Origin of the sequence: Actinocrinis sp. (genome assembly GCF_035938995.1) — a bacterium.
In the GTDB taxonomy this organism is placed as follows: Bacteria; Actinomycetota; Actinomycetes; order Streptomycetales; family Catenulisporaceae; genus DASZGI01.
Genome location: NZ_DASZGI010000015.1, coordinates 1 through 22,175 on the forward strand (window position 1 = coordinate 1; position 22,175 = coordinate 22,175).

Sequence of the window (22,175 nt, forward strand, 5' to 3'; positions counted from 1 at the left end):
CGCCATTCGGGAACCCACACCACGCCGGGATCGACGAGGTCGAACCCGGCGAACAGTGCCTGCACCTCGCTCCTGGTGCGCAGCGTGACCGAGCTGACCTGCCGCTCGTACATCTGCCGCGCGGCGTGCAGGTGATCGGCCGGCATGCCTTCCGTGTCGCGGCTGCCGTGCGCGATGACCAGCGCGCTGCCGGGTGCCAGCGCGTCGCGGTACTGCGCCAGTGTCCCGCGCGGATCGTCGGCGTCGGACACGAAGTGCAGCACCATCACCATGAGCAGCGCGACCGGTTGGTCCAGATCCAGCAGGTCGCGCAGCTCTGGGGCGGCGAGCACCCGCGCCGGATCGCGCAGGTCGGCCTGCACCGCCGCCGTACGCTCGTCGCTGGCCATCATCTGCCGCGTGTGCGCTACAGCCACCGGGTCGACATCCACGTACACGACGCGAGCGTCCGGCGTCACGTGCCGGGCCACCTCATGCACATTGCCCACGGTGGGAATGCCCGAGCCGAGATCGATGAACTGCGTGATCCCCGCGTGTGCGCAGTACGTGACCGCGCGCCGCAGGAATGCCCGGCTCAGCCGCGCCATCGCCGGACCCTCGGGCATCAGCTCCAGGGTCTTGCGCGCCACCTCGCGGTCCACCGCGAAGTTGTGCGAGCCGCCGAGAAACCAGTCCCAGATCCGCGCCACGCTCGGCTGATCGAGCGCCACGTCGCTGGGCGCCCACACGGGCCGGTCTGCCGCCATGACCGCATCAGCCTCCGTCACCATGGGTTGATCCGCCGCCGGGCGCCAGCCTACCTGGCGCCCGGCGGCGGATCCGTGGGTAACGAAGTCGGTTTCGCCGTACGGCTGGGTCGCGCGACCGACCTACCAGTCGCACCCCTGAACCCAGTTACTGGCGCCGCACTGCGGATGGACCGCGGCGGCCATGGCGCTGGGAACGTTCGCCGCACCCGCGAGGGCCAGGCCGGTGACGATTGCGGTTGCGGTGGTGGCGGCGACCATGATGCGCTTGAACATGGTGTTTCCTCACTTTGTCGATTTGTCGAACTGCTTGCGTGACCACGGCTTGCGTCAGCCGTGCACTTGAATCTTCACCCGACCCCGCGCCACGGATGATCGGCGGAGCCCGGCGGTGCCCGACTGATCTCGGGCCGCTTCCCCGACGGTCACCTGCGCCCGTGCGAAAACACGGACGCAGGTGATGTCGTAGGCGGGACTGACGCCTTGCGGTGGCCGCTCAGTCCTTTCTCACGGGGGCGCCGAGGCGCCATCTCCATCGTGATCGTCGGCGAGCCCGGCTGTCGATGTGGTAAGCCACCGTCTCGCCCCCCGTGCGCGGTGGCTTCTCACGAAACCCGTGTTCAAACGCCATACACCGGTGAGAGTTCGGGGCCTGCTTCGCTATGGCGACGCTGGCTCCTCGAGCGCCACGCCATCCCCGCCGCACCCACTCAGGTGAGGGATTCGCCCGGTCTTCGAGTGGCAGGTTCGGTCGTGGTCTGACTTATGAATCGGTCTCCGTGTTCGAACGCTGTCAGGTCGTCGGTTGTCGATCAGGCTGACAGCCAGGCGGCTGCGGAGTGCTGCAGCGGGTCGCCGCCGAGTTCGCGCAGGTTGTAGAGCGATTTGGCGCCGACCCAGAGGACGGTCGCGCCGAAGCGGCGCTCGGGATGGCGCTCGAGCATGGCGTGGAAGAAGTCTGTCGCGGTGGAATACTTCGCGAGCGCGTCTTCGACGTCGTCGAGGTAGCGGCGGGATTCGGCGATCACGCGGGTCGCATCGTCGTCGCGGTCCTTGTCCTTGTGGCTGGCCACGATCCACCGCGGTTCGAGCGCTTCGACGAGGTCGATCGCCGTGCGCCAGGCGTCCAGTCCGCCGCCGGCCGATTGGCCGACGAACATGTGCACGCCGTTGTAGAGCACGTCGCCGGCGACCACGAGGCCGAGGTCGGGCACGTGGATCACGCTGGTGTCGTCGGAGTCGGTGTGTCCGACCTCGACGAGGCGCACCTCGTGCCCCTCGAGGGTCAGGTGGTTGTCGGGGGTGGCGACGGCGGTGACCGGTGACGGCGGGATCTGGCCGGGCCAGAGCCTGTCCCAGAGCAGCGGGCGGGCGGCGACGTTGCCGTGCATCTGGGCGATGGTCGCGGCGGTGGCGACCACCCGGGCGCCGAAGCGCCGGGCCAGCACGTCGGCGGTGAACCAGTGGTCGCCGTGTCCGTGCGTGACGAGGATGTGGGTGAGCCGCTTGCCGCTCGCTTGCACCCAATCGCCGACGAGCGCGGCCTGCTCCTCGGTCAGCGGCGGGTCGACGAGCACGGCGTCGCGTTCGCCGTGAATCAGCGTGACCGCGAGCGGCTGGAAGACGTGGGGTTCGCCGTTCGGCAGCGGTTCGGACGCGTTCTGCGGGAGGGGGTCGGCGACGAAGACGTCGTAGCCGAGGGTATCGGGGGTGGACATGGTTCTCCTCGGTCGCGCATTGATCGGTAAGAAGTAAAGCGATCGCTTTACTGAGGCGGACCGTATCACGGGCGCGGATCGAGGTAAAGCGTTCGCTATACTTGTAGCCATGAAGACGACGAAGCCGCAGGCCCCGGCCCCGCAGGTCGGCGGCGGTCGCGGCGCGCGCGAGCGGATCCTGAAGGCGGCCGGGCAGCTGTTCTACGAGCGGGGAATCCACGCCACCGGGATTGCTGCCCTCGTCGAGGCCGCGCATGTCTCGACCCGCACCTTTTATCAGCAGTTTGAATCGAAGAACGCGCTGATCGAGGAGTACCTGCGCCGATTCGAGACGGACGGGGCCCTCCAGTCCGAACGGCAACTCGGCCGGGAAGACCTGCCTCCTGCGGAGCGCCTGCTGGCGATCTTCGATCCGTTGGAGGCGATGCTGCGCTCGCCCAGCGCGGTACGCGGCTGCCCGTTCCACAACGCCGCGGTCGAGGCCGCCGGAGGGATGCCCGAGGTGGCTCGCTTCATCCAGCAGCACAAGCGGGCTTTCCTCGATCGCCTCGCGGCCGTCGCGGCCGAAGCCGGGGTCGTCGACGCGCGCGGCCTGGCCAGGCAACTCGCCGTGGTTTACGAGGGAGCCAACGCACTGGCCGCCACCTGCAACGACACGGACGTCATCGACGACGCGCGCGCCGCGGCCGCTGTGCTGCTCAAGACAGCCCTCGAACAACCAGACGATCATCGCGGCTGAGAAGCGCGACGGCGCGTCGCCGCCCGCACCGTCGGCCGCCGAGAGCACGACTGGTAGACCGTTGTTTGACGGTAGCTATGCTTGATAGGCAGCGGTGTTTGACAGGTATCCGTGAATTCGACCGGATTCGGACTAGCATCGTGGAGTGGTTCGAACACCAGCCGAGACCCCGGTGGTGCGGCGTGCGCCGCGAGCGTCGAACGTAGTTCTGCGCGGCCGGTCCGACGAGATGATGGCTGCGCTGGGGAAGCTGCGCCAGACCGCCCGCGCAGGCCACGGTCAAATCCTGCTGGTCACCGGGGATCCGGGCATGGGCAAGACGGCGCTGGCGAACGCGATCCTCGCCGAGGCGGCCTCGCTGCGCTTCTGCTGCCTCACGGCCAGCGCGGATGCCATCGGACAGCTCTCCCCGGGAGCGCCGCTGCTCATCGCCCTGCGGCAGGGCCCGGAACCCCTGCTGTCCGGCGCGGACATCGCCGAGTTGGTAAGGCTCGTCGACGAGCCGTTGCTGCTCCTGGAAGCGGTCAGCGACCGGCTGGAGACCGTCGCCGCCGCCGGGCCGACCCTGATCATGCTCGACGACCTCGAGCGCGCCGACCAGCTCACCCGTTTCCTGCTGCGGGCGCTGCCGTTCCGCCTCGCGTCCTGCCCCTTGGTCTGGCTGTTGATCGGCCGACGCACCGACGACAGCGTCCTGACGGACCTGGCGGTGTCGACGGCGTCCCAGGCCGCCGCCGAACACCTGGACCTTGGGCCGTTGTCGGGCCAGGCGGTGGCCGACATGGCCCGCGATCGGATCGGCTCACCGCTGCCGGACGACGCGGCCGAGCTGCTGGCCCGCGCCGACGGCAATCCGTTCCTCGCCACGCAGATCATTGATTCCCTCCTGCCAGCCGAGACGCCGGGCGCCGCGCCAGCACCCGTCCCGTGGCAGGTGGCCCAGGCGCTGCACCGCACGCTTCTCAGTCTCAGCCCTTTGACCGTGGAACTCGTCCACGTCACCGCCGTATTCGGCCAGCCTTGCACCCTCGAAGACGCCCAAGCGCTCGTCGGCGCGTCAGCGTTGGACACTGCGGCCGCGCTGGACGACGCCCTCGACGCCGGGGTACTCGACCGTCGAGATGGGAAGATCACCTTCCGGTACCGGCTGGTCAGGGACAGCCTTTACGCCGATCTGACCGAGCCGGCCCGGCGTGCGTTGCACCGCCGTTGCGCGGAGCGCCTCGAGTCGGTCGGCGCCGAGAGCGCTGTGATCGCCGCCCACGCCCGGGAGGGAATCGAGCCGGGGCAGACCGGCTGTGCAGCCTTGGTCATGCAGTCTGCCGTCGATCTGGCCGCGGCCACGCCCGGCGCCGCCGCTGAACTGGCCCTGGTGGCGTTCCGGGCGCTTAAGCCCACTGATCCGCCGTACCTGTTGCTCGGCGAGCAGTGTGTCAGGGTGCTGAGCGTGGTGCAACGCTGCGACGACGCCGTCGCGGTCGGCGATCTGATTCTGGCGCACCTGGACGACGGGGAGTCCGTGGGGCGGATCGAGCTCGCGCTGGCCAGGGCGCTGTGGCTGGCCGGCCGCTGGGAGTCGTCATCGGCCCGGTGTGCCGCGGCGCTCGCCAGGTCGGACTTGACCGCCGCGATGCGTGCGCGGCTTACGGCCCTTCAGGCGCTCGTGGAATCCCGGCTGCAGGGCACTGCGACGGTGCGCATGCAGGCCGAGCGGGCCTTGGCCGAGGCCCAGCGTCTCGACGATCGCGAGGCCCGCGTCACCGCGCTGCACGCCCTGGCCGAGATCACCCGCAACGGCGCCGACCACGCCGGCTCCCTGAGATATTTCCGGCAGCTGCGGGCCGAGTCTCAGCCGGTGTACTTCGCGCAGGAGATCATGGCGCTTCAGCACCTGGACCGCTACCGCGATGCCGGGGCGCTGCTGAAGCAGGCCTGGAGCGAGTCGGCCGGGCACCCCGCCTCGGTGCTGCCGTCGCTGCTCTACGCGCAGATCTGGCGGGACTACAACCTCGGCCGGCTGGACGACGCCGAGGCGGGGGCCATGACCCTGCTCACACTGGCACGCGAACTCGGCTCGCGGATGTGCGAGCTGGAGGCGGCGTCGATCATGAGCATGGTCGCCTTACACCGCGGGCGATTGGACGACGCCCGCCGCGAACTCGCCCTCGACGGAAACGGGCCGACCGCCGCCGACGAGGAGCACGCGCCGCCGCTGTTGCTGACCCGCGCCTGGCTCACCGCGGCCGGAGGTGCGCCGACCGCCGCGGTCCAGTTGTTGTCGTCTCTGGTGCAGTCGGCGCACGCCGGAACGGACGCCTGGCCGTGGAAGCCGGGCTGGCTGCCGATCGTGGCCGGGATCGGACTCGCCGCGGACGACACGGTGTTCGTCAAAGAGGTGCAGTCGCTGGCCGAGTACGGCGCGGCCAAGAACCCCGGCGTGGCCAGCTTCGAAGGCATCGCAGTGCACATCCAGGGCCTCGCCCGGCGAGACGGGGCCCTGCTCCAGCGCGCGGTCGACGTCCTGGCCGCCGGTCCCCGGCCGCTGTTGCTGGCCGCGGCCCGCGAAGACCTCGGCAATCATCTGCTTGGCGGGCCAGAGCGTGCTGCTGGCATTGCCCAGCTGGACAAGGCATGGGAGGCGTATCGGCAGGCCGGAGCGACCGGGCCGCTGCAGCGCGTCCAGCAGTCCCTGCGCAGGGCAGGGGTCCGGCGTGCCGACTGGGTCACCGCCGCTCCCGCCCACGCGGTCGGCTGGGAGGCGCTGACCGAGACCGAGCGCACCGTGGCGCGGCTCATCGGTGCCGGGCAGTCCAACAAGCGGGTCGCCGCGCACCTCGGGGTGTCTACGAACACTGTCGGCACCCACGCCCGGTCCATTTTCGCCAAGCTCGACGTGCGCTCCCGGGCGCAGCTGGGCAATCAGTACCACGACCAGATCACGGCGGTTTAGCTCATTCGGCCGCGGTCAGCGCCAGCTTGATGAAATTCGCGGCGGCGACCGGCTGCGCGATGAAAGCGGTGTGCGAGCCGGCGATGGTCTGCGTGGTGGCGCCCATGCGGTCGGCCATGAAGCGCTCCGCGTCCGGCGGGATGGCGTTGTCGCTCTCAGAGACCAGATACCACGACGGCTTGGTCTTCCATCCCGCCGCGGTGGCGTTCTCGGTCAGTGCGGCGAGGGAGAGCGGGCGCTGGGTCGCGTACATCACGGCGGCGGTGTCGACCGGCACGTCGGCGCAGAACGTCTCGCGGAACTGCTCCTTGGCGATGTACAGGTCAGGGCCATGGGCTGCGCCGGGGGCGTCGTACGGGGTGGGGTAGGAGGTCTTGGCCAGCAGCGAGGGCGGGAACGGGCCCTGCACGCTCGCGCAGCTCTCGCCGACGTCGAGCCCGAACGCGGCCAGGTAGACCAGCCCGGTGACGTTGTCCAAGTCGGCAGCGGCCTGGCTGATCACGGCGCCGCCGTAAGAGTGGCCGACCAGCAGCACGGGGCCGTCGATCGCGCGCACGGCGGCGGCGAGGGCGGCGGCGTCAAAGGCCAGGCCGCGCAACGGGTTGGGCGGGGCGACCACGTCGTGGCCCGAGGAGGTCAGCTCCCGGATCACGCCCGCGAAACCAGAGGCGTCCGCGAACGCGCCGTGGACGAGTACGACCGTGGGGGAGGAGGGACCGGTCATGGGGGATACACGCTCCTTGGCTAGGCCGAGCACTGCGGCGGGCTGCGGGCGAGCAGACGTGCTTCCAGGGTCACAGCAGGGGCGCGACTCGGTCCCTCACCTATTCAGGTGAGGGACACGCGGGCGGTAGCTGATCAAGACTGGCGGGGCTCGCGCGATCCCCGGAAGCGCCGCTTCGGGCCGCCTTATCCGTACCGGGACACAAGGAGCCCCCAATGCCCATGATCGATGTGTATGCCGCCGCGGGAACGTTCGCCGATACCAAGCAGTTGGCGCGGGATCTGGCCGCCACGCTGATGGCCATCGAGCAGGTGCCCGACATCCCGCTGTTCCGCCAGAACACCGCCGCCTTCATCCACGATCTGCCCGCGGACTGTCTGTCCAACGTGGACGGCGACAGCACCCACGTGCGGGTTCAGGTCCTCACCAACGCCGCGGCCCTCGACCGGGATAAGCAGCTCGCGGTGGTGCGGCAGCTGACCGACCTGGTTGCCCGCGCGGCTGGCAACCCCTCGTTGGCGGAGCGGACCTGGGTGCTGCTGACCGAAGCCCCCGACGGGGGATGGGGCATCGCCGGACACGCGAACACCAATGACGAGCTCGTCGCCGCGGCCCGCGCCCAACTCGCGCAGATCGTGCGCAACAACCCATAAGGATTCTCGCCATGACCGCCGAAGCAGGACTGAGCGTCGAGGTTCACGTGGCGCCCATGCGCCCGTTCGTCAGCGCCGAACCGCCGACTCCGGGCGTCGAGTCGATGTGGTCGCCGATGAGCAGCACGCTGATCGCTGGGGAGCGGGACGCAGTGCTCGTCGACACGCTCATCACGTTCGACCAGGTGGACGCGCTGGCCGATTGGGTCGAAAGCCGCGGCAAGCGCGTGACCGCGATCCTGATCACCCACGGCCACTCCGACCACTGGATCGGATTGGCCCGGCTGCTCGAGCGTTTCCCGGACGCTCGCGGACTGGCGACCGGCGAGGTGCTGGAGCACGCCCGCTTCGAGGCGACGGACCAGGGCACGCAGAGGTACTGGCGCAGCATCTTCCCCGGCGAGATCCCCGACGTCCCGGTGCTTCCCGGCCTGCTCAAGGAGGACGAGCTCGAGCTCGACGGCCACGAGCTGCGGATCATCGACATCGGCCAGGGCGACACCGAGCACTCGTCGATCGTGTATGTCCCGTCGATCGGCGCGGTCGCGGCCGGCGACGTGGTCTACAACCAGGTGCACATGATGACCGCCTATACCGACGCCGTCTCCCGCGAGGCGTGGCTCGCCAGCCTGGACGCCGTCGAAGCGCTCAACCCCACCACCGTCGTCTCCGGGCACAAGCGAGTCGGCGCGCCCGACATCCCCGACACCATCGAGCAGAGCAGGCAGTACCTGCGCGACTTCACCCGGATCGTCGAAGAGCAGGAGACGGCCGAAGAGATCTTCGCCGCGATGCTGAAGCTGCACGGGGACCGCGACAATCCGTGGGTGCTCTGGTTCGGAGCCAGGAAGGCGGTCGCCAAGCGCGGCTGACGACCGAACTGCGATCGCCAGCGGGAGGGGTCGACCTCGTCTACGACTGATTCGAAGGCGGTCGGGTGGACTGGGTGCGCTGGGCGGCGAGGTGGTATGCCGCGGAGTGCAGATCGAGTTCGTAGAGCGCCATGCAGAGTTCGTTGCGGTCGGCGCGCTCGGCACACTGCGTCAAGATCGCGTCGAGCTGGTCGTACGTCTCCGCGCTGCACAGTGCGTGGCAGAGCCGCGCGAGGCTCTTCGCTGGCAGCATTCGTACTAGCTCTGCCAACGGCCGGGTTCGCCGGTACTGTCGGCCGACGTCCTCAAGCATCTGGATCACGGCGACGGCGTCCTGCCGATCTGCGATCGCCATCGCGTTCACCGCCGCGGCTTCGGGCCAGAACCGCGCGAGCGTGACGAATGCGGAAGCTGTTTCGAAGGGTCCGGCACGCATCGCGTAGGAGTCGATCGCGAAGTGCGCATCGGACATCAGGCCACGCTGGGCCAGTCCTTGCGCGATTGCGACGGACTTCTCGGGCGAGGCCTGGCATAGAACGTCGAGGAGCATGCGCGCTTCATCAGGCCGCTGCTGGTGGCGCAGCTGGGCGATTGTCGAGACGAACTCGTCCGCCGGGTGGCGCAGCAGTACGTCCAGCATGGCGTTCGTGCTTTGCGATGGTTCGGGATTGCGCGGCTTGCGGTCGAGTCCCGGTGCGCGTGTACCGGAAACGGACTGCGCGGCTGCGTCGCGTTCGCCGTTGTGGGGCGCCACGACGCTGATCACAGTGCCGAGGTCAAGCTGTTCGAGTGCGCCGAATAGATACTGCGCGTCGTCGTCGGCGCCTGCGTCGCTGAGGGCTTGGGCGACCTGACTGCACAAGGCTGGGCCGCCTTTGCGTGCGAGTTCGAGCAGCAGGCGGGCGTCGTCGATGCGGGCCGCCGCGCGCAGAAGGGCGAGGAGGCCGACGGCTGCTGCCGGGTCGGCGGTGAGGTTCTCGCGCAGGAACGCGACGGCCTCGTCCGGTTGACCTCGGCGGCGTAGCGTGTCCATGCGCGAGATCGTCACACCCGGCGGCCGCACGCTCGCGGTCATGCGCTGCGCCTGCTGCGAGAGCCCTGGTCGGTGCTGCTGTGTGCGCTTCACGAGTGCCCTCCCCGGGCAGCGCGAGCGGCACGTGATGCAGTGCGCCCGGACGTGGCGTCATGTGGTCATGTCGCCGATTAATTGTTGCCTTCGCCTTGTTTATATCTGTTTCTGTTGTGAGTCAAGCTCGTCATGCGGGCGCATTGTGGCGTTTGACGGTCAAGAGCAATACCGACCTGACCCTCGAAGACACCGAACGTGCGACAGCACGCGGGTGATTCGCAGTCCACGGTCCCCGCCCCCGTATGCCGGGCGGGGACCGTGGGCTGCGAATCAAACTGCGAAGGTTACGAGGCTACCGCTCGCTCCAGTTCTCACTCGGGCTGCCGTTGCAGGTGTAGATGTCCGCGACGGCGCCGTTAGTCGTCGCAGCGCCGGTGACGCTCAGGCACTTGCCTGACTGCGCGCCGACGATCGTGCCGCCGTTGTTGACCGTCCAATGCTGGTTCGCCGCCCCGGTGCACGTCGAGATGTCCACCTGCGCGCGATCCGCTGTCGAGGCGCTGGCCACCTCCAGGCACTTGCCGGACGGGCTGCCGACAATCGTGCCGTCCGCGTTCGCCGTCCAGTTCTCGCTCGCGCTGCCGTCGCAGGTGTTGATGTCGGCGAGCGCGCCGTTCGCGGTCGAGGCGCCGGTGACGCTCAGGCACTTGCCGGACAGGCCGCCGACGAAGGTGGTGGTCGTGCCGCCGCTCGCCTGGCCGAGCGTGATCACGGCCGCGCTGCCCGCGTTGACCGTGACGGTCAGGGTGCTGCCGTTCACCGCGACCGGCGTCGTGGTCGGCGCGGCGAGCGAGCCGTTCGACTGCACGCTCTGGCCGCCGAGCGTGATGCCGGTCTTCGCGGTCAGGCCGCCGGGCGCGGTCAGGTCGAACCGGCTGCCGGAGGTGAAGTTCGCGCCGAGGCTCAGCTGCAGCGTCGTCGGGCCGTTGCTGGCCGGGTCGGTGACGTTGTCCAGCACGACCGTCATCGTGCCGCCCGCGTGCTGGACCGCGTAAGCGCGCACGGTCTGCCAGATCGGGTTCGTCACGTTCAGGAAGTTGCCGGTGCCAAGCGCGTGCACGGTCGCCAGGCCGTAGTACTCCGGCTGCGCGGCGAGGATCCCGGCGCTCGCGTCGGCGGCGGTCGGCGCGCACAGCGGCGTGTAGAACATGAACAGCGGCTTGCCGGTGTCGCACTGCAGGATGGTGCCGTGCATGTAGTCGCCGGACACGCCCTGGCGGGCCAGGGCGAGCTGGTCGTCGACCGACCAGAGCGCCGAGGCGAACACGTCGCTGACGTTCGGCATGCCTTCGCAGACCACGGAGTTTCCCTCGTCCATCGCCGCCGGGACGCCCAACTTCGCAGCCTGGCTCACGAGGGCGTTCGCGAACGTGGTCTCGCCGTTGCGTACCGTGGTGCCGAGCAGCTGCGCGATCGTCGGGTTGTCGCTCGCGCTGCAGTCGCTCAGCGGGTAGTAGTGGTTGGTCAGCTCGACGATGTCAGGGCGCGCAAGTCCCTGCTGCGCGGACACGAACGCGCTCTGGAACGAGCCGGTCGGCGAGGTGGCCGCGTCCGTGCCCTCGATCGGGATTCCGGGCGCCGCGTTGGTGATCGCCGAGACGTACGCCTGGAAGTCGGTGAAGAACTGCGCCGTGTTGTTCGAGTACTGCGAGTAGAGGTCGGGCTCGTTGCCGATCTCGATCGCTTGGAGCGAGGAGCCGAGCGCGGAGGCCGCGTGCGCCGCCTCGTCGGCCGCCCGGGCCGGGTCGTAGTGCTTCAGGTTGACGCCGAGGATCACCTTCCAGCCGCTGGCCTTGGCCAGGGTGTTCAGCGCGGTCAGGTCGGCCGGGGTGATGGTGGCGATCGACCAGGGCGGCGCGGTCTCGCCGCTGGAGGTCCAGAAGGTCTCGTCGACCGTGTTGCCGCCGATCCGCATGACCGAGGTCCCCAGGGTCTTGAGATACGAGGCCAGGTTCCCGGAGGTGAAGGCGGGCAGCGCGAGGTCGGACGCCTCGTAGGACAGGCCGATCGAGCCCGGTGTCAGCGAGGTGCCGGTGGTCGTCTGCGCGATGGTCACCACCGGCGGCGTCGCGGCCGATGCCGCGGATCCGACCACGGCGGGCACGGCGACGGTCGCGGTCACGACGGCCACCGCCGCCGCGAGCAGCCCGGCGCCGGCGCGGGGCCGGCGGCGGTCGTCTGCCGGGTTGCGGCGTTGCGAAAAGTGCATTGCGAACCACCCCTTGTTCGGACCGGATGTCTTCGACCCCTGACGGAGGCGGCCCCGCTGTGTGGATCGCCGACACGCAGTGGCCGACTTCGACTCCAGGCCTCGTCGTTCACAAGTGTGAACTCTGATTAGATGCCTGAAAGTCGTGCGACACGATAAGCGGCGCCTGCCGGGCCGTCAACGTTTTCGGGCCGTCGGCGTCTGCTTATCCGTACGAGCCGTGCGGGGGATATTCAACCGAGACGAGATCCTGAGGACGGACGTCTGTGCCGTCGAGGTCGTCGCCAAGGATCAAAGCCGGTCAGGCGGTCGACGCAGTGATCGCCACGTGGATCGCTACCTGCCCCAGCGGGCGCGCCGTTGGGCTGATCACCATCGCCGAGGCGGACGCCAATGGCCCGGCGGGGTGTCGCTGCACACCCGCCGGGCCATAGCTCCTCTAGTCGTGGACTGCCTCACAGGCGGCGCGTGCGGTTACCGAGTCGTCCAGTATTCGCTGGTGCTGCCGTTGCAGGTGTAGGTGTCTTCCTTGGTTCCGGGGTGGTGGAGCTGACGGAGACGCTTGGCAGATCACGGACCCGCGGTGCGTGCGGTCCGCTGGCCTCAGCCGGTGAGGCTGATGTCGTCGACGTAGCCGCGGTAGCTGCCGCTGCCGCCGGGTTGGTCGTAGCCGAGGTCGATGCGCACCGGGGTTTTGCCGCCGGCGACAGCGCCGATCTTGGCGGTGACCAGGTTCCACTGGTTCAGCGCGAGGTGGCCGCATTGGCCGGCCGGGTGCAGCCGGTTGCCGTTCTGGTCGACCGCGCCGAGGTTGCGCAGGGCGCTGCCGTCACTGAAGATCATGTCCAGCGCCACGCAGCTGCTGTTGTTCGAGTTCTGCGGATAGATCCAGTACGACAGGGTCGTGTTGGCGTCGATGGTCGGTGGATGGGCGGAGGTGTCGAAGACCTGCGTGTAGGCGTAGTCGGTGGCACCGCCCAGAGCATTGCCGGAGTACATCAGCGCCGTGCTTCCGGAGTGGGTGGTTTCCATGCGCGTCCCGGTCTCCGGACCGGTGAGGCCGTAGCCTGGGTAGCCGTCGACGTTGCTGATCCCGCCGCTCTGGCCGCCGCCGTTGTCCACTTCGTCGACCCAGTCCGGCAGACGCTGGCCGGTCTCGAAGCTGGTGGAGCTGAACGGCGCCTGGCTGCCGGAGCGCAGCGGCGCGGTCGCCAGGGCGATCACCGTGTCGGCGGCGCCGTAGTACATGTACCACTGGCCGTTGTGGAACAGGATCGAGTTCATGAACTCGGTGTTCGGGGTACGGCCGTTGATCTCGTACGGCATGGCGGGGCTCAAGGCCGTGTCGGTGAGCTGGCCGAGTTGCTGGGTCAGGTTGCTGCTGGAGAACTCGACCTCGCTGATGGCGTAGTACCAGCGGCCGTGGGCCATCAGCGTGCCGGCCACGAACATCAGGACATTGTTGTTGACCGGGCCGTTCTGGACGGTCTGGTAGTTGGTGACCGTTATGCAGATCTCCCACGGGCTGTAGTCAGCGGGGAAGTGCATGTCGAACGCGGTGTTGTTGGTCCAGGTCTTCATGTCGGTGGAGTAGGCGACGAAGCGGCCCTTGGCGGGGTCGGCGTCGCCGTAGTACATCACGTACCGCGGACCGTACTGGGTGTTCATCAGCACGGGGGTGTCGTTGCCGTCGGTCACGACCGCGGGGTCGTAGTTGGTGTGCACGATCGGTACCGCGGTGGTCCAGTGGACCAGGTCGGTGGAGGTGGTCTCCATGATGGTCTGCGGTGGGCTGACGGACCAGTTGTAGCCCTCGATGAAGGCGTAGTAGGTGCCGTTCATCTCGTAGAGCCGCGGGTCGAACACGCCGCCGGATTCCTCGGGCAGCACGTTGCCGGTGAGCACGGGGTTGTTGGGGTTGTGTGTGAAGTTCAGCCCGTCGGTGCTGGTGGCGAGCCCGATCGCGTCCGGGCCGCCACCGTCGGCGCGGTAGAGCATGTCGAACTGGCCGTTGCGGTAGACCACGCCGGGGTTGAGCACGTGCTGGGAGTCCCAGGCGCCGGCCTCCGGGGTCAGCACCGGGTTCGGGTTGGGCTGCGGCTGCCGGGTGAACGGGCCGATCGCCCAGTCCGGCAGGTTGGAGGCGGTGTAGTCGGCGTGCGCGGCCCCGCCGGCCGCGAACAGCGAGGCGGTCAGCAGACCGGCGATGGTCAGGGCCCGTACCCATACGGTGCGGGTCGGCCGGTGCGAACGGGTCGGACGTACGGCGCTCACGTGTGCGGTGAGGTGCGAGATGACGACTGAGAACTGGGCGCGGTCTCTTCCTGTTCTTTCGCGTATTCGGCGCATGAGAATGCTCCTCAGGTGTGGAGCGGCGGCGTGGGCAGGCCGCCGCGGCACCTCCGGTCCCCGCACGACAGAGAGCCCAACTCGCGCAAGCGGATTGCCGCCGGCGTTGGGCACTGGATCCGACCAGAGGGTCTGACATCGTTGTCAGAGCCGTGCTGTGAACAGAAGGTTCCACCGCTTTGGCGCTCTGTCAAGCGTAAAGAGCCGACCTTTGTGGGAGTGTCGTGTGACTTTTACGCATCACCGATCACTACTGTGACCGCGAGCTGCTTCCTGTACTGTGCTTTCTGCCTATTCATGGCTGGTCGGGGCTGTGAGGGCCGGATGCCGTCGGGCGCGCGGCGCGCACTCGCAGATCAATTCGTCCGATCTATGGCACGCCTGGTGGGGCCGCGTCGTGCTGCGGTCACAGCTGGCCGAGATCGTCGTCGAGGTCGGCGCGCTCCTGCTCGGTCAGCTTGCTCGTCGGTGGCCCCTGATAACGCTTGCGTGCGCTGGCGAACCCACAGGGCGGCGATCAGCAGCAGCGCGGCGAAGGCGAGCGGCTCATAGAGGAACTCGCGCGACGGCACGACAATCGCTCAGGTTGTGCTCGACAGCCCGGCGGTGGGGTCCACCGTTCCGCCGCCGGGCGATACTTTCCAGTTACAACGGGAGTATCGAGCGCACGCCCAGCGACCCGCGGAGGACTGACGAACATGGAGTCGACGACCGAGCGGTACCGCGCCGCGCGAGATTTCCTGCAGGCCTCTTCCCGCGACTACCGGACGGCGGTCTCCCAGTTCGCCTGGCCTGACTTCGGAGAGCGCTTCAACTGGGCCGTCGACTGGTTCGACGCGATCGCCCGCGGTGTGGAGCGCACGGCGCTGTGGATCGTCGAGGAGGATGGCTCCGAGGCCCGCTACTCGTTCGACGAACTCGCCCGCCGCTCGGACCGGGTCGCCGCGCACCTGGCGGCACACGGCGTGGCCCGCGGCGACCGGGTGCTGCTGATGCTCAACAACCAGGTCGAACTCTGGGAGTCCATGCTGGCGGTCATGAAGCTCGGCGCCGTCATCCTCCCGGCGACCACCGCGCTCGGCCCCGCCGACCTGGCCGACCGCATCGCGCGCGGCGGTGTTCGGCACGTGCTCGTCAATACCGCGGACGTCGGCAAGTTCGACGCGGTGGACGGCGAATACGGCCGATTCGTGGTCGGCGAGACCCTGAAGGGCTGGGTCTCCTACCGCGATGCGTACCAGCTCGACGTGCCTCCGGCCGAGCACCCCGGCACAGCTCCATCGGACCCGCAACTGCTCTACTTCACCTCGGGCACCACGAGTCGGCCCAAGCTGGTCGAGCACACGCAGGTGTCCTATCCGGTAGGGCACCTCGCGACCGCGTTCTGGGTGGCCGCCAAACCCGGCGACGTACACCTGAACATCTCGTCACCCGGATGGGCCAAGCACGCGTGGAGCTGCTTCTTCGCGCCATGGATCGCCGAGGCGACGATCTTCATCTACAACTACGCCCGGTTCGATGCGGCCGCGCTGCTCGGCCAGATCCGCCGGGTCGGGGTCAACACGTTCTGCGCGCCGCCGACGGTCTGGCGCATGCTGATCAAGACCGATCTGTCGGGCGGGCCGGGACAGCTGCGGGAGCTGATGTCGGCGGGGGAGCCCCTGAATCCCGAGGTGATGGACCAGGTATGTGAGGCGTGGGGGCTGACGATCCGCGACGGTTACGGGCAGACGGAACTGCCGCTCGCCGTCGGCAACGTCCCCGGCATGCCGGTCAAGCCCGGGTCGATGGGGCTGCCGCTGCCCGGGGTCCCGATCGTCCTCGTGGACCCGCTCACGGGGCAGCCGGCGCAGGAGGGCGAGCTCTGCGTCGACCTGGCCCGGCGGCCGATGAGCCTGATGACCGGCTACCGGGGCGACTCCGAGCGCAACGCCGAGGCCATGGCCGGGGGCTACTACCACACCGGCGACGTCGCCTCCCGGGACGCCGACGGATACATCTTCTATATCGGACGCACGGACGACGTGTTCAAGGCGTCCGACTACAAGATCTCCCCCTTCGAGCTCGAGAGCGTACTCATCGAACACCCCGCCGTCGCCGAGGCGGCCGTCGTCCCCGCGCCGGACGAGTTGCGCCTCGCGGTGCCCAAGGCTTACATCGCGCTCGCCGCCGGCTACGAGCCGTCCAGACGGACCGCGTACGAGATCCTTCGGCACGCCCGCGAGAACCTCGCCCCATACCAGCGCGTGCGCAGGGTCGAGTTCTCCGAGCTGCCCAAGACGATCTCCGGCAAGATCCGCCGGGTCGACCTTCGCGGGCGCGAGGAACGGGCCGCGAAGGGTGAGGTCGAGCTCAGCGAGTGGCGGGACGAGCAGTTCCCCGAGCTGCGCGGCTGACTACGGCTGCGATCGTCGGCGGTCTCGTCGCCCAAAGTCTGCGACTGACTACGCCGTTCTGGGCCACCACCGTGGTCATGCTCGCCGTCGCCGTATGCGCCTGGAAGCCGCTCGGTTCTGCGGAGATCTCTTAGTCCGGCGATTGACGGATCGTCACGACGCCGGGGTGTAGATCTGATTGATCACTCCGGTGGTGAAGACCTCGGCCGAGGCCAGGCGAAGCTTGACGGTGTCGAGGCCGTCGAACCAGCGGACGCCCTTGCCGAGCACGATGGGGTGGACGAACAGCTGGAGTCGGTCGAGGAGGCCGTACTCGAGCAGCGAGCCGACGAGGGTGAGGCTGCCGATCACGCCGAGGTCCTGGCCTTCGGAGGCCTTGAGCGCTTCGAGGCGGGCCGGCACGTCGCCGCTGATGATCTCGGTGTTGTTCCACGTCGCCAAGGTCAGCGTGGTGGAGACGACGTACTTCTTCTGGTTGTTCATGAAGTCGGCGAAGTCGTCCTTGCTGGAGGGCCAGTAGGCGGCGAACTCCTGGTACTGGACCCGGCCGAGCAGCATCGCGTCGCTGCCGGCCATACCCGCGCTGATGGCCGCGCCCATCTCGTCGTTGAAGTAGGGGAAGTGCCAGGTGTCTGGTGCCTCGGCCACGCCGTCGAGCGACACGAACAGGCTTGCGATGATCTTGCGCATGGGTCCTCCCGTGGGTGTTCCAGCTGCTCAGCGGTTCCCGTGAGCACCGCTGGCATTTGAGCATTCGACGCTGTCATGGCTCTGCCGTCGGGATGTCATGCGTCGTACCCGCATTTTGTCGGCAGGGCTTCCCGGCGGCGTGTCGCCTCGTGCGGTCGCGGTCGCGGATGCGCTTAGGCCGTGGCGGGACGGTAGATCCGGAACACCGAGCCGTCGCCGAGCGCCACCGGCTCGTGCACGAGCCGGTATTCGTCGACCAGGCCGGGAGACCCGATGTCAGGCTCATCAGGGCACAACTACAGCAGGAGGGGTTTCCACGCCGCTGCCAAGCGACTGTCAGGGTCGTCCTCGCCGCCGGTTGTCTCGAGCGCGCGGAGCAGTTGGCGGACCTGCTCGGCGTTCTCGACGCGCCCTTGGCTCTGGTAAAGCTCCAACGCCTCGCGCCATACCGCGCGGGCACGCTTGCGATCACCGTGGGCGGCATGAGCCTGGCCGAGGTAGTCGAGCGTGGTCGCGGCCTGGTTGCTGTTGCCGATGGCGCGCAGCAGGGCCAGGGCCTGCTGGTACAGCTCGATGGCCTGTTCATGGTGCGCGGTGTGATGCGCGATGTAACCGAGGCTGGCGAGGGTGTCCGACTCGCCGGTCGGATTGCCGCGCTGTCGGTGAAGCGCCAGGGCGGCCTCGCAGTGCTCGCGGGCGCTGTCGTAGTCCCCGAGACGAGCGGCGTGCCAACCCACCATGCTCAGGGTGTCGGCCTCGCCGGTCGACTCGCCGACGCTGCGGTAGAGCTCGAAGGCGCGGTGCGCATGGCGTAGGGCCGGCCGGTCGTCGCCCTTCCGCTCCCAGACCCACGCGAGCGTGCGGTGAGTGTGGGCTTGTTCGGTGAGATCGCCGTGTCCCTCGGCCATGGTCAGCGCTTGGTGCAGGTGGTCGAGCGCCTCCTGGTGATGGCCGAGGTCGCCGTATGCGCGCCCGAGCAATCGCAGGGCACGGATGTGGGGGACGGGATCAGGCTGGCGGTCGGCGGCCTCCAGCGCGGCGCGCCACACGGCGAGCGCGTCGCGGCGGCGTCCCTGCCGGGCGTGAAAGACGCTCAGCGTCCAGGCCAGCTGTCCGACGACGGCGTGCCAGCCGTGCTCGGCCGCGGCACGCTGGGCGGCCAGCAGGTTGGTGTGTTCGGCCTCGAACCACGCCATCGCCGCCGGGATGTCGGCGAACGCGCGGATGTGAAGTCCGTCCGTGGGCGAGTCAGGCTTGAGATCCGGCCGGTGCGGATGCAGCACGCGGTCGGCGGTGTAGGACGCGTGCGCATAGAAGTCGCACATGCGCCGCAGCGCCTCCTCCCGACTGTTCTCGCTCTCCTCGGCATGTGCGCGTTCGGCTGCGTAGGAGCGCAGCAGGTCGTGGAATTCGTAGCGTTCCGGCGCACGCTGACGCAGCAGGTTGACGTCGAGCAGGTCTTCGAGCGCTGCTTCGGCGTCTGCTGGGTCGAGTCCGGTACCCGCCGCTGCGAGGTACGTATCGAAGTCGGGGCCCCTGTGCAGGCCGAGCAGGCGGAAGACGCGCCGGTGGCCGACGGGCAGTTGCTCGTAGGAAAGGCCGAACGCGGTCTCGACACTGCGATCACCACGGCCGAGCTCGGCCAGACGGCGACGCCCCTGCTCCAGCCGCGCGGCGAGATCCGCCACACTCCAGGCAGGTCGTGCGGTCAAGCGGGCGCCGGCGATCCTGATCGCCAAGGGCAGATAGCCGCAGCGGCCCACCACCTCGGCTGCGGCCTGCGGCTCCGCCTCAGCACGGTGCGTTCCCACGATCCGCGTGAACAGCGCCCGCGCGTCGTCCGGCGGCAGGGTGTCGAGGGCGAGGTGCATCGCGCCGTCGAGCTCCGCCAGCCGCCGCCTGCTCGTGACGATCGCCAGGCACCCCGCAGACCCGGGAAGCAGCGGCCTTACCTGCGCGGTCGAGACGGCGTTGTCGAGGATGACCAGCACCCGGCGCCCAGCAAGCCGCGAGCGCCACAGCGCCGAACGGGCGGTGAGCGTCTCGGGGATGCGCTCACCCGGCACGCCCAGCGCGCGCAGCAGCACGTCGAGCGCCACGAGCGGATCAGTTCCCTGCGGTCCCGACAGCTCGTCGCGCAGGTCGATGAAGAGCTGACCGTCGGGGAAGTCCGCGGCCAGCCGGTGCGCCGCGTGGATCGCCAGCGCCGTCTTGCCGGCGCCGGGCATGCCGTCGATCGCCGCGATCACGGCCGTCGAAGGGGGTGAACCCGACGCGGACGCGACGGCGAGCAGGTCGTGCAACTCCAGGACGCGCCCGGAGAAGTCCAGCACATCGCCGGGCAGCTCTTGCGGCACGGTCGCCGACTCGTGGACAGCGCCGATGACGCCGCGGGACGCGGAGGTCGGCGTGGCAGCCGCGGATTCGAGCGTGGCCCGTCCCTCAAGCAGCCGTTGAAACAGTTCCTGCAGGTCAGCCGTCGGCTCAACGCCGAGCTCTTCGCGCAGGCCCGCGCGCAGCCTCCCATAGGCATCCAGCGCGTCGGCATGGCGTCCGCAGGCGTCCAGCGCCGTGATCAACTGGCGCCACAACGGTTCGCGCAGCGGGTGACGCGCGGTCAGCGCCATCAACTCGCCGAGCAGGTCCGCATGTGCCGCGGCGGCCAAGTCCAGCTCGATGCGCCGCTCAAGAGCTTGCAGCCGCTCCTCAGCCAAGGCGGGCACCGCGTCACGTTGCAGGAACTCCGAGTCCACCGCCTCGAGCGGCTCGCCGCGCCACAGGTCCAGCGCCGTCGCGAGCAACGCGCGCGCCGCCTGCGGATCCTGCTCCCGGGTGGACTGCGCGATCAGCCGCCGGAATCGCAGCACATCGACCTGATCTGCGGCGATGTCGAGCAGATAGCCGGTGTCCGTCGTGCGGATCGCTGATTTCCCGAGCACGCTCCGTAGCCGTGTCACGTGGCTGGCTATGCTCCCGTGCACCGAGGCGGGCTGCTGGTCGTTCCAGACGCGTTGTGCGATCGCCGGTACGGCCATCGCCTGGCCATGGGACAGCGCCAGTGTCGCCAGCACGACGCGGGCCCGGTCCCCGTACACCGGCACGGGGGTGCCGCCGAGCCAGACCTCCAGGGGCCCGAGTAGCCCTACCCGTAGTTGTTCCGCCTCCACCGAGGCCCCCTCGCGTGCTGGCTGGTCCTCGCCCCCGCTCTCGGACACATCGCGCGGCCACCCTTTCTGTATCGCCGCTGATCCTATCCGGCTTCGCCACTCTGAGCGACGGCGTGGCGACAGGACTTGGCTTCGCGCTCGCGACGGGTCGCGTGGTAGCCCTCGGCGGACGGAGCAGCCCTGGGCTTACTCTGTCTGGCCCGCGATGGCTTCGACGAGCTCGTCCGCGCGGCCGAGCAGTAGGTGCGTATCCGTCCACCGGATCAGGAAGCGCGCAACGTCGTCTTTTCCCGTGGCGTGAGACGGGTCGAGCATGTAGGCGAAGCTCAGCGCACGGATGAGGTAGCCGAGCCAGGTGGCGGAGGCGAATGCCGTGCGAAGCTCCGTCGCCGACGCAAGATCGCTCCAGGCGTCGAGGTAGATGTCGCGCAGGCGCAGGGCGGTGCCGCGGCGATCGCTCGGCGGCATCATCGCGACAGCGTGCTGGTAGGCGACGAAGAGTGAGCAGAACGGGTGCGTGATACACGCGTCGCCCCAGTCGATCAGACGTGGGCTGCCGCGCCCGATCAGGACGTTGCCGCCGTGCATGTCACAGTGATCGAGGGCGGCCGCGAACGGCGTCGCGGCGAGCTGGTCGCAGACCCGGACCAGGTCGGGGAGGATCGCCTCGATCGCGCGGTACTGATCGGGTCTGAGCGGCAGGGCACCCCACAGATCGCCGACGAGCAGCCGTTCAAGCAGCTTGGGAATGTTCGCGACCCGACGGTCGGGCGCGCCCGCGGCGATCCAGCGCTCGATCAGCGCGGATGACTCACGCTGCACCCGGGCGTACTGCCCGATGAGCTGCTCGAAGACGCGGACCTGCGCAGCCGGGCCGAGTGAGCCCGACATCGGCGTGCCATGGTCCGCCAAGAGCAGCCACCCACGCTGTGCGTCCACGGCGAGAACGTCGGGGCCGAGGCCCGGCCAGTGCCGCGCGAGGTCGTTGACCAGGGCGGGTTCGAGCCGTGCGCGGATGCCCTGAGCCTTGAAGAACAGCACCCGCTGCGACGTCTCGACACGCGCCACCGCGCCCCAGGTGCGCTCGCGAAAGAACGCGATGTCGGCCTTAGGGCCCAGGTCCAGCGCTTCTACGTTCTCGGTGACCCATCGCTGGACGTCGCCCAGCCACGACCCGCGTGCGTCCGACATCCACGGGACCGTGCTTGCTGCCGCTGGACTCGCCACGAGAGCGATTCTGACAAGACTTGCGCCGTCCGCGCAGGCCATTTCGGCGCCACGGCCTGACGCCGGGACCCGACCGGCACGGGGCCGGTCGGGTCCCTGGGGATGGAGCCTGAGAGGCTGATCGCGAGGCCCGGGCGGACGGTCAGTTGCGCTGTTCGCCCTGGCCTAGCCCGATCCCCGTGGTCCACGAGGTGATGGAGACGCCGCCGGAGTAGATGTCGGTGACGCCCGGGAACAGGAAGTCCGTGGTCTGCGAGGTCCTGTCCGGCATGGCCAGCGTGAGGGTGCTGACCTCCAGGGTGTCTTGCGGGCTGTCCGGAACGGCGTAGAAGAGCGTGGCGTGCAACGGGCTGTTCGGACGCAGGATCAGCGTGCCGCCGCCGTCGCGTTCGCGGTGGTCGCGGCGTTCGCCGCGTAGGCGACGGCGCCGGCCGACACGGTGAGTGCGAGCACCGCGGCCCCCGTGGCCAGCGCTCTCGATCGGAACTGGGTGGCTCGGCATGCCCTGATTCCGGTCATGTCTTCCTCGTTTCGCTGTGGGTAGTGCGCGGGAAGAGACGCCCGGGTGCGGATTCGGTTGAAAAGCCGTCGTGGATCACGCACGGT

At 69.1% G+C, this 22,175-nt stretch carries 18 protein-coding genes; 5 read left to right on the top strand and 13 right to left on the bottom strand.

The genetic code is table 11. The features are described 5' to 3' along the window. The 3 genes from VGZ32_RS00730 to VGZ32_RS00740 form a co-directional block, all read right to left on the bottom strand. The coding region (locus VGZ32_RS00730) for an SAM-dependent methyltransferase (protein ID WP_326883772.1) at positions 1-770 on the bottom strand (770 nt) is incomplete at its 3' end. A gap of 99 nt (positions 771-869) precedes the next feature. Further along, positions 870-1,022 carry a hypothetical protein gene (locus VGZ32_RS00735; RefSeq protein WP_326883773.1) on the bottom strand — a complete coding sequence of 51 codons (153 nt, stop codon included), beginning with the start codon at positions 1,020-1,022 and terminating at the stop codon, positions 870-872. A gap of 536 nt (positions 1,023-1,558) precedes the next feature. Further along, positions 1,559-2,464: an MBL fold metallo-hydrolase gene (locus tag VGZ32_RS00740; RefSeq protein ID WP_326883774.1), complete on the bottom strand. Its 906-nt coding sequence runs from the start codon at positions 2,462-2,464 to the stop codon at positions 1,559-1,561. A 109-nt stretch (positions 2,465-2,573) separates the two neighbouring features. On the opposite strand from VGZ32_RS00740, the gene VGZ32_RS00745 reads away from it, so the two are divergent. Next, positions 2,574-3,203 carry a TetR/AcrR family transcriptional regulator gene (locus VGZ32_RS00745; protein ID WP_326883775.1) on the top strand — a complete coding sequence of 210 codons (630 nt, stop codon included), beginning with the start codon at positions 2,574-2,576 and terminating at the stop codon, positions 3,201-3,203. Between the two features lie 145 nt (positions 3,204-3,348). After that, entirely contained in the window at positions 3,349-6,153 is a 2,805-nt protein-coding gene (locus tag VGZ32_RS00750) for an AAA family ATPase (protein WP_326883776.1), read from the top strand. 1 nt (position 6,154) lies between these two features. Here the strand turns inward: VGZ32_RS00750 and VGZ32_RS00755 are convergent, their stop codons facing one another. After that, positions 6,155-6,877, bottom strand: coding sequence for an alpha/beta hydrolase (locus tag VGZ32_RS00755; protein WP_326883777.1), 723 nt, complete (start codon positions 6,875-6,877; stop codon positions 6,155-6,157). Positions 6,878-7,092: 215 nt separating this feature from the next. On the opposite strand from VGZ32_RS00755, the gene VGZ32_RS00760 reads away from it, so the two are divergent. Continuing rightward, entirely contained in the window at positions 7,093-7,530 is a 438-nt protein-coding gene (locus VGZ32_RS00760; RefSeq protein WP_326883778.1) for a tautomerase family protein, read from the top strand. Positions 7,531-7,541: 11 nt separating this feature from the next. Continuing rightward, positions 7,542-8,402: an MBL fold metallo-hydrolase gene (locus VGZ32_RS00765; protein ID WP_326883779.1), complete on the top strand. Its 861-nt coding sequence runs from the start codon at positions 7,542-7,544 to the stop codon at positions 8,400-8,402. Between the two features lie 40 nt (positions 8,403-8,442). On the opposite strand, the gene VGZ32_RS00770 is transcribed toward VGZ32_RS00765, so the two are convergent. The 3 genes from VGZ32_RS00770 to VGZ32_RS00780 all read right to left on the bottom strand — a co-directional run bounded on the left by VGZ32_RS00770 (position 8,443) and on the right by VGZ32_RS00780 (position 14,014). Continuing rightward, positions 8,443-9,528 carry a hypothetical protein gene (locus tag VGZ32_RS00770; protein WP_326883782.1) on the bottom strand — a complete coding sequence of 362 codons (1,086 nt, stop codon included), beginning with the start codon at positions 9,526-9,528 and terminating at the stop codon, positions 8,443-8,445. A 295-nt stretch (positions 9,529-9,823) separates the two neighbouring features. After that, on the bottom strand, positions 9,824-11,740 hold the full coding sequence (locus VGZ32_RS00775) for a glycosyl hydrolase family protein (protein WP_326883783.1): 1,917 nt from the start codon (positions 11,738-11,740) through the stop codon (positions 9,824-9,826). A 603-nt stretch (positions 11,741-12,343) separates the two neighbouring features. Then, a complete protein-coding gene (locus VGZ32_RS00780) occupies positions 12,344-14,014 on the bottom strand; it encodes a hypothetical protein (RefSeq protein WP_326883784.1) in 1,671 nt (556 codons plus the stop codon). A gap of 773 nt (positions 14,015-14,787) precedes the next feature. Between VGZ32_RS00780 and VGZ32_RS00785 the strand changes: the two genes are divergently transcribed. Continuing rightward, entirely contained in the window at positions 14,788-16,485 is a 1,698-nt protein-coding gene (locus tag VGZ32_RS00785) for an AMP-binding protein (protein ID WP_326883786.1), read from the top strand. A gap of 153 nt (positions 16,486-16,638) precedes the next feature. On the opposite strand, the gene VGZ32_RS00790 is transcribed toward VGZ32_RS00785, so the two are convergent. The 6 genes from VGZ32_RS00790 to VGZ32_RS00815 all read right to left on the bottom strand — a co-directional run bounded on the left by VGZ32_RS00790 (position 16,639) and on the right by VGZ32_RS00815 (position 22,088). Next, complete coding sequence (locus VGZ32_RS00790) at positions 16,639-17,175, bottom strand: dihydrofolate reductase family protein (RefSeq protein WP_326883787.1); 537 nt, start codon at positions 17,173-17,175, stop codon at positions 16,639-16,641. A 173-nt stretch (positions 17,176-17,348) separates the two neighbouring features. Beyond that, positions 17,349-17,471 carry a hypothetical protein gene (locus tag VGZ32_RS00795; RefSeq protein WP_326883788.1) on the bottom strand — a complete coding sequence of 41 codons (123 nt, stop codon included), beginning with the start codon at positions 17,469-17,471 and terminating at the stop codon, positions 17,349-17,351. Next, positions 17,472-20,390 (bottom strand): AfsR/SARP family transcriptional regulator, encoded by a 2,919-nt coding sequence (locus tag VGZ32_RS00800; protein ID WP_326883789.1) that lies wholly within the window; start codon positions 20,388-20,390, stop codon positions 17,472-17,474. A gap of 138 nt (positions 20,391-20,528) precedes the next feature. Further along, entirely contained in the window at positions 20,529-21,533 is a 1,005-nt protein-coding gene (locus VGZ32_RS00805; RefSeq protein ID WP_326883790.1) for a phosphotransferase, read from the bottom strand. Between the two features lie 178 nt (positions 21,534-21,711). Then, entirely contained in the window at positions 21,712-21,915 is a 204-nt protein-coding gene (locus tag VGZ32_RS00810; RefSeq protein WP_326883791.1) for a hypothetical protein, read from the bottom strand. Between the two features lie 20 nt (positions 21,916-21,935). Beyond that, on the bottom strand, positions 21,936-22,088 hold the full coding sequence (locus tag VGZ32_RS00815; protein WP_326883792.1) for a hypothetical protein: 153 nt from the start codon (positions 22,086-22,088) through the stop codon (positions 21,936-21,938). Positions 22,089-22,175: the final 87 nt, after the last annotated feature.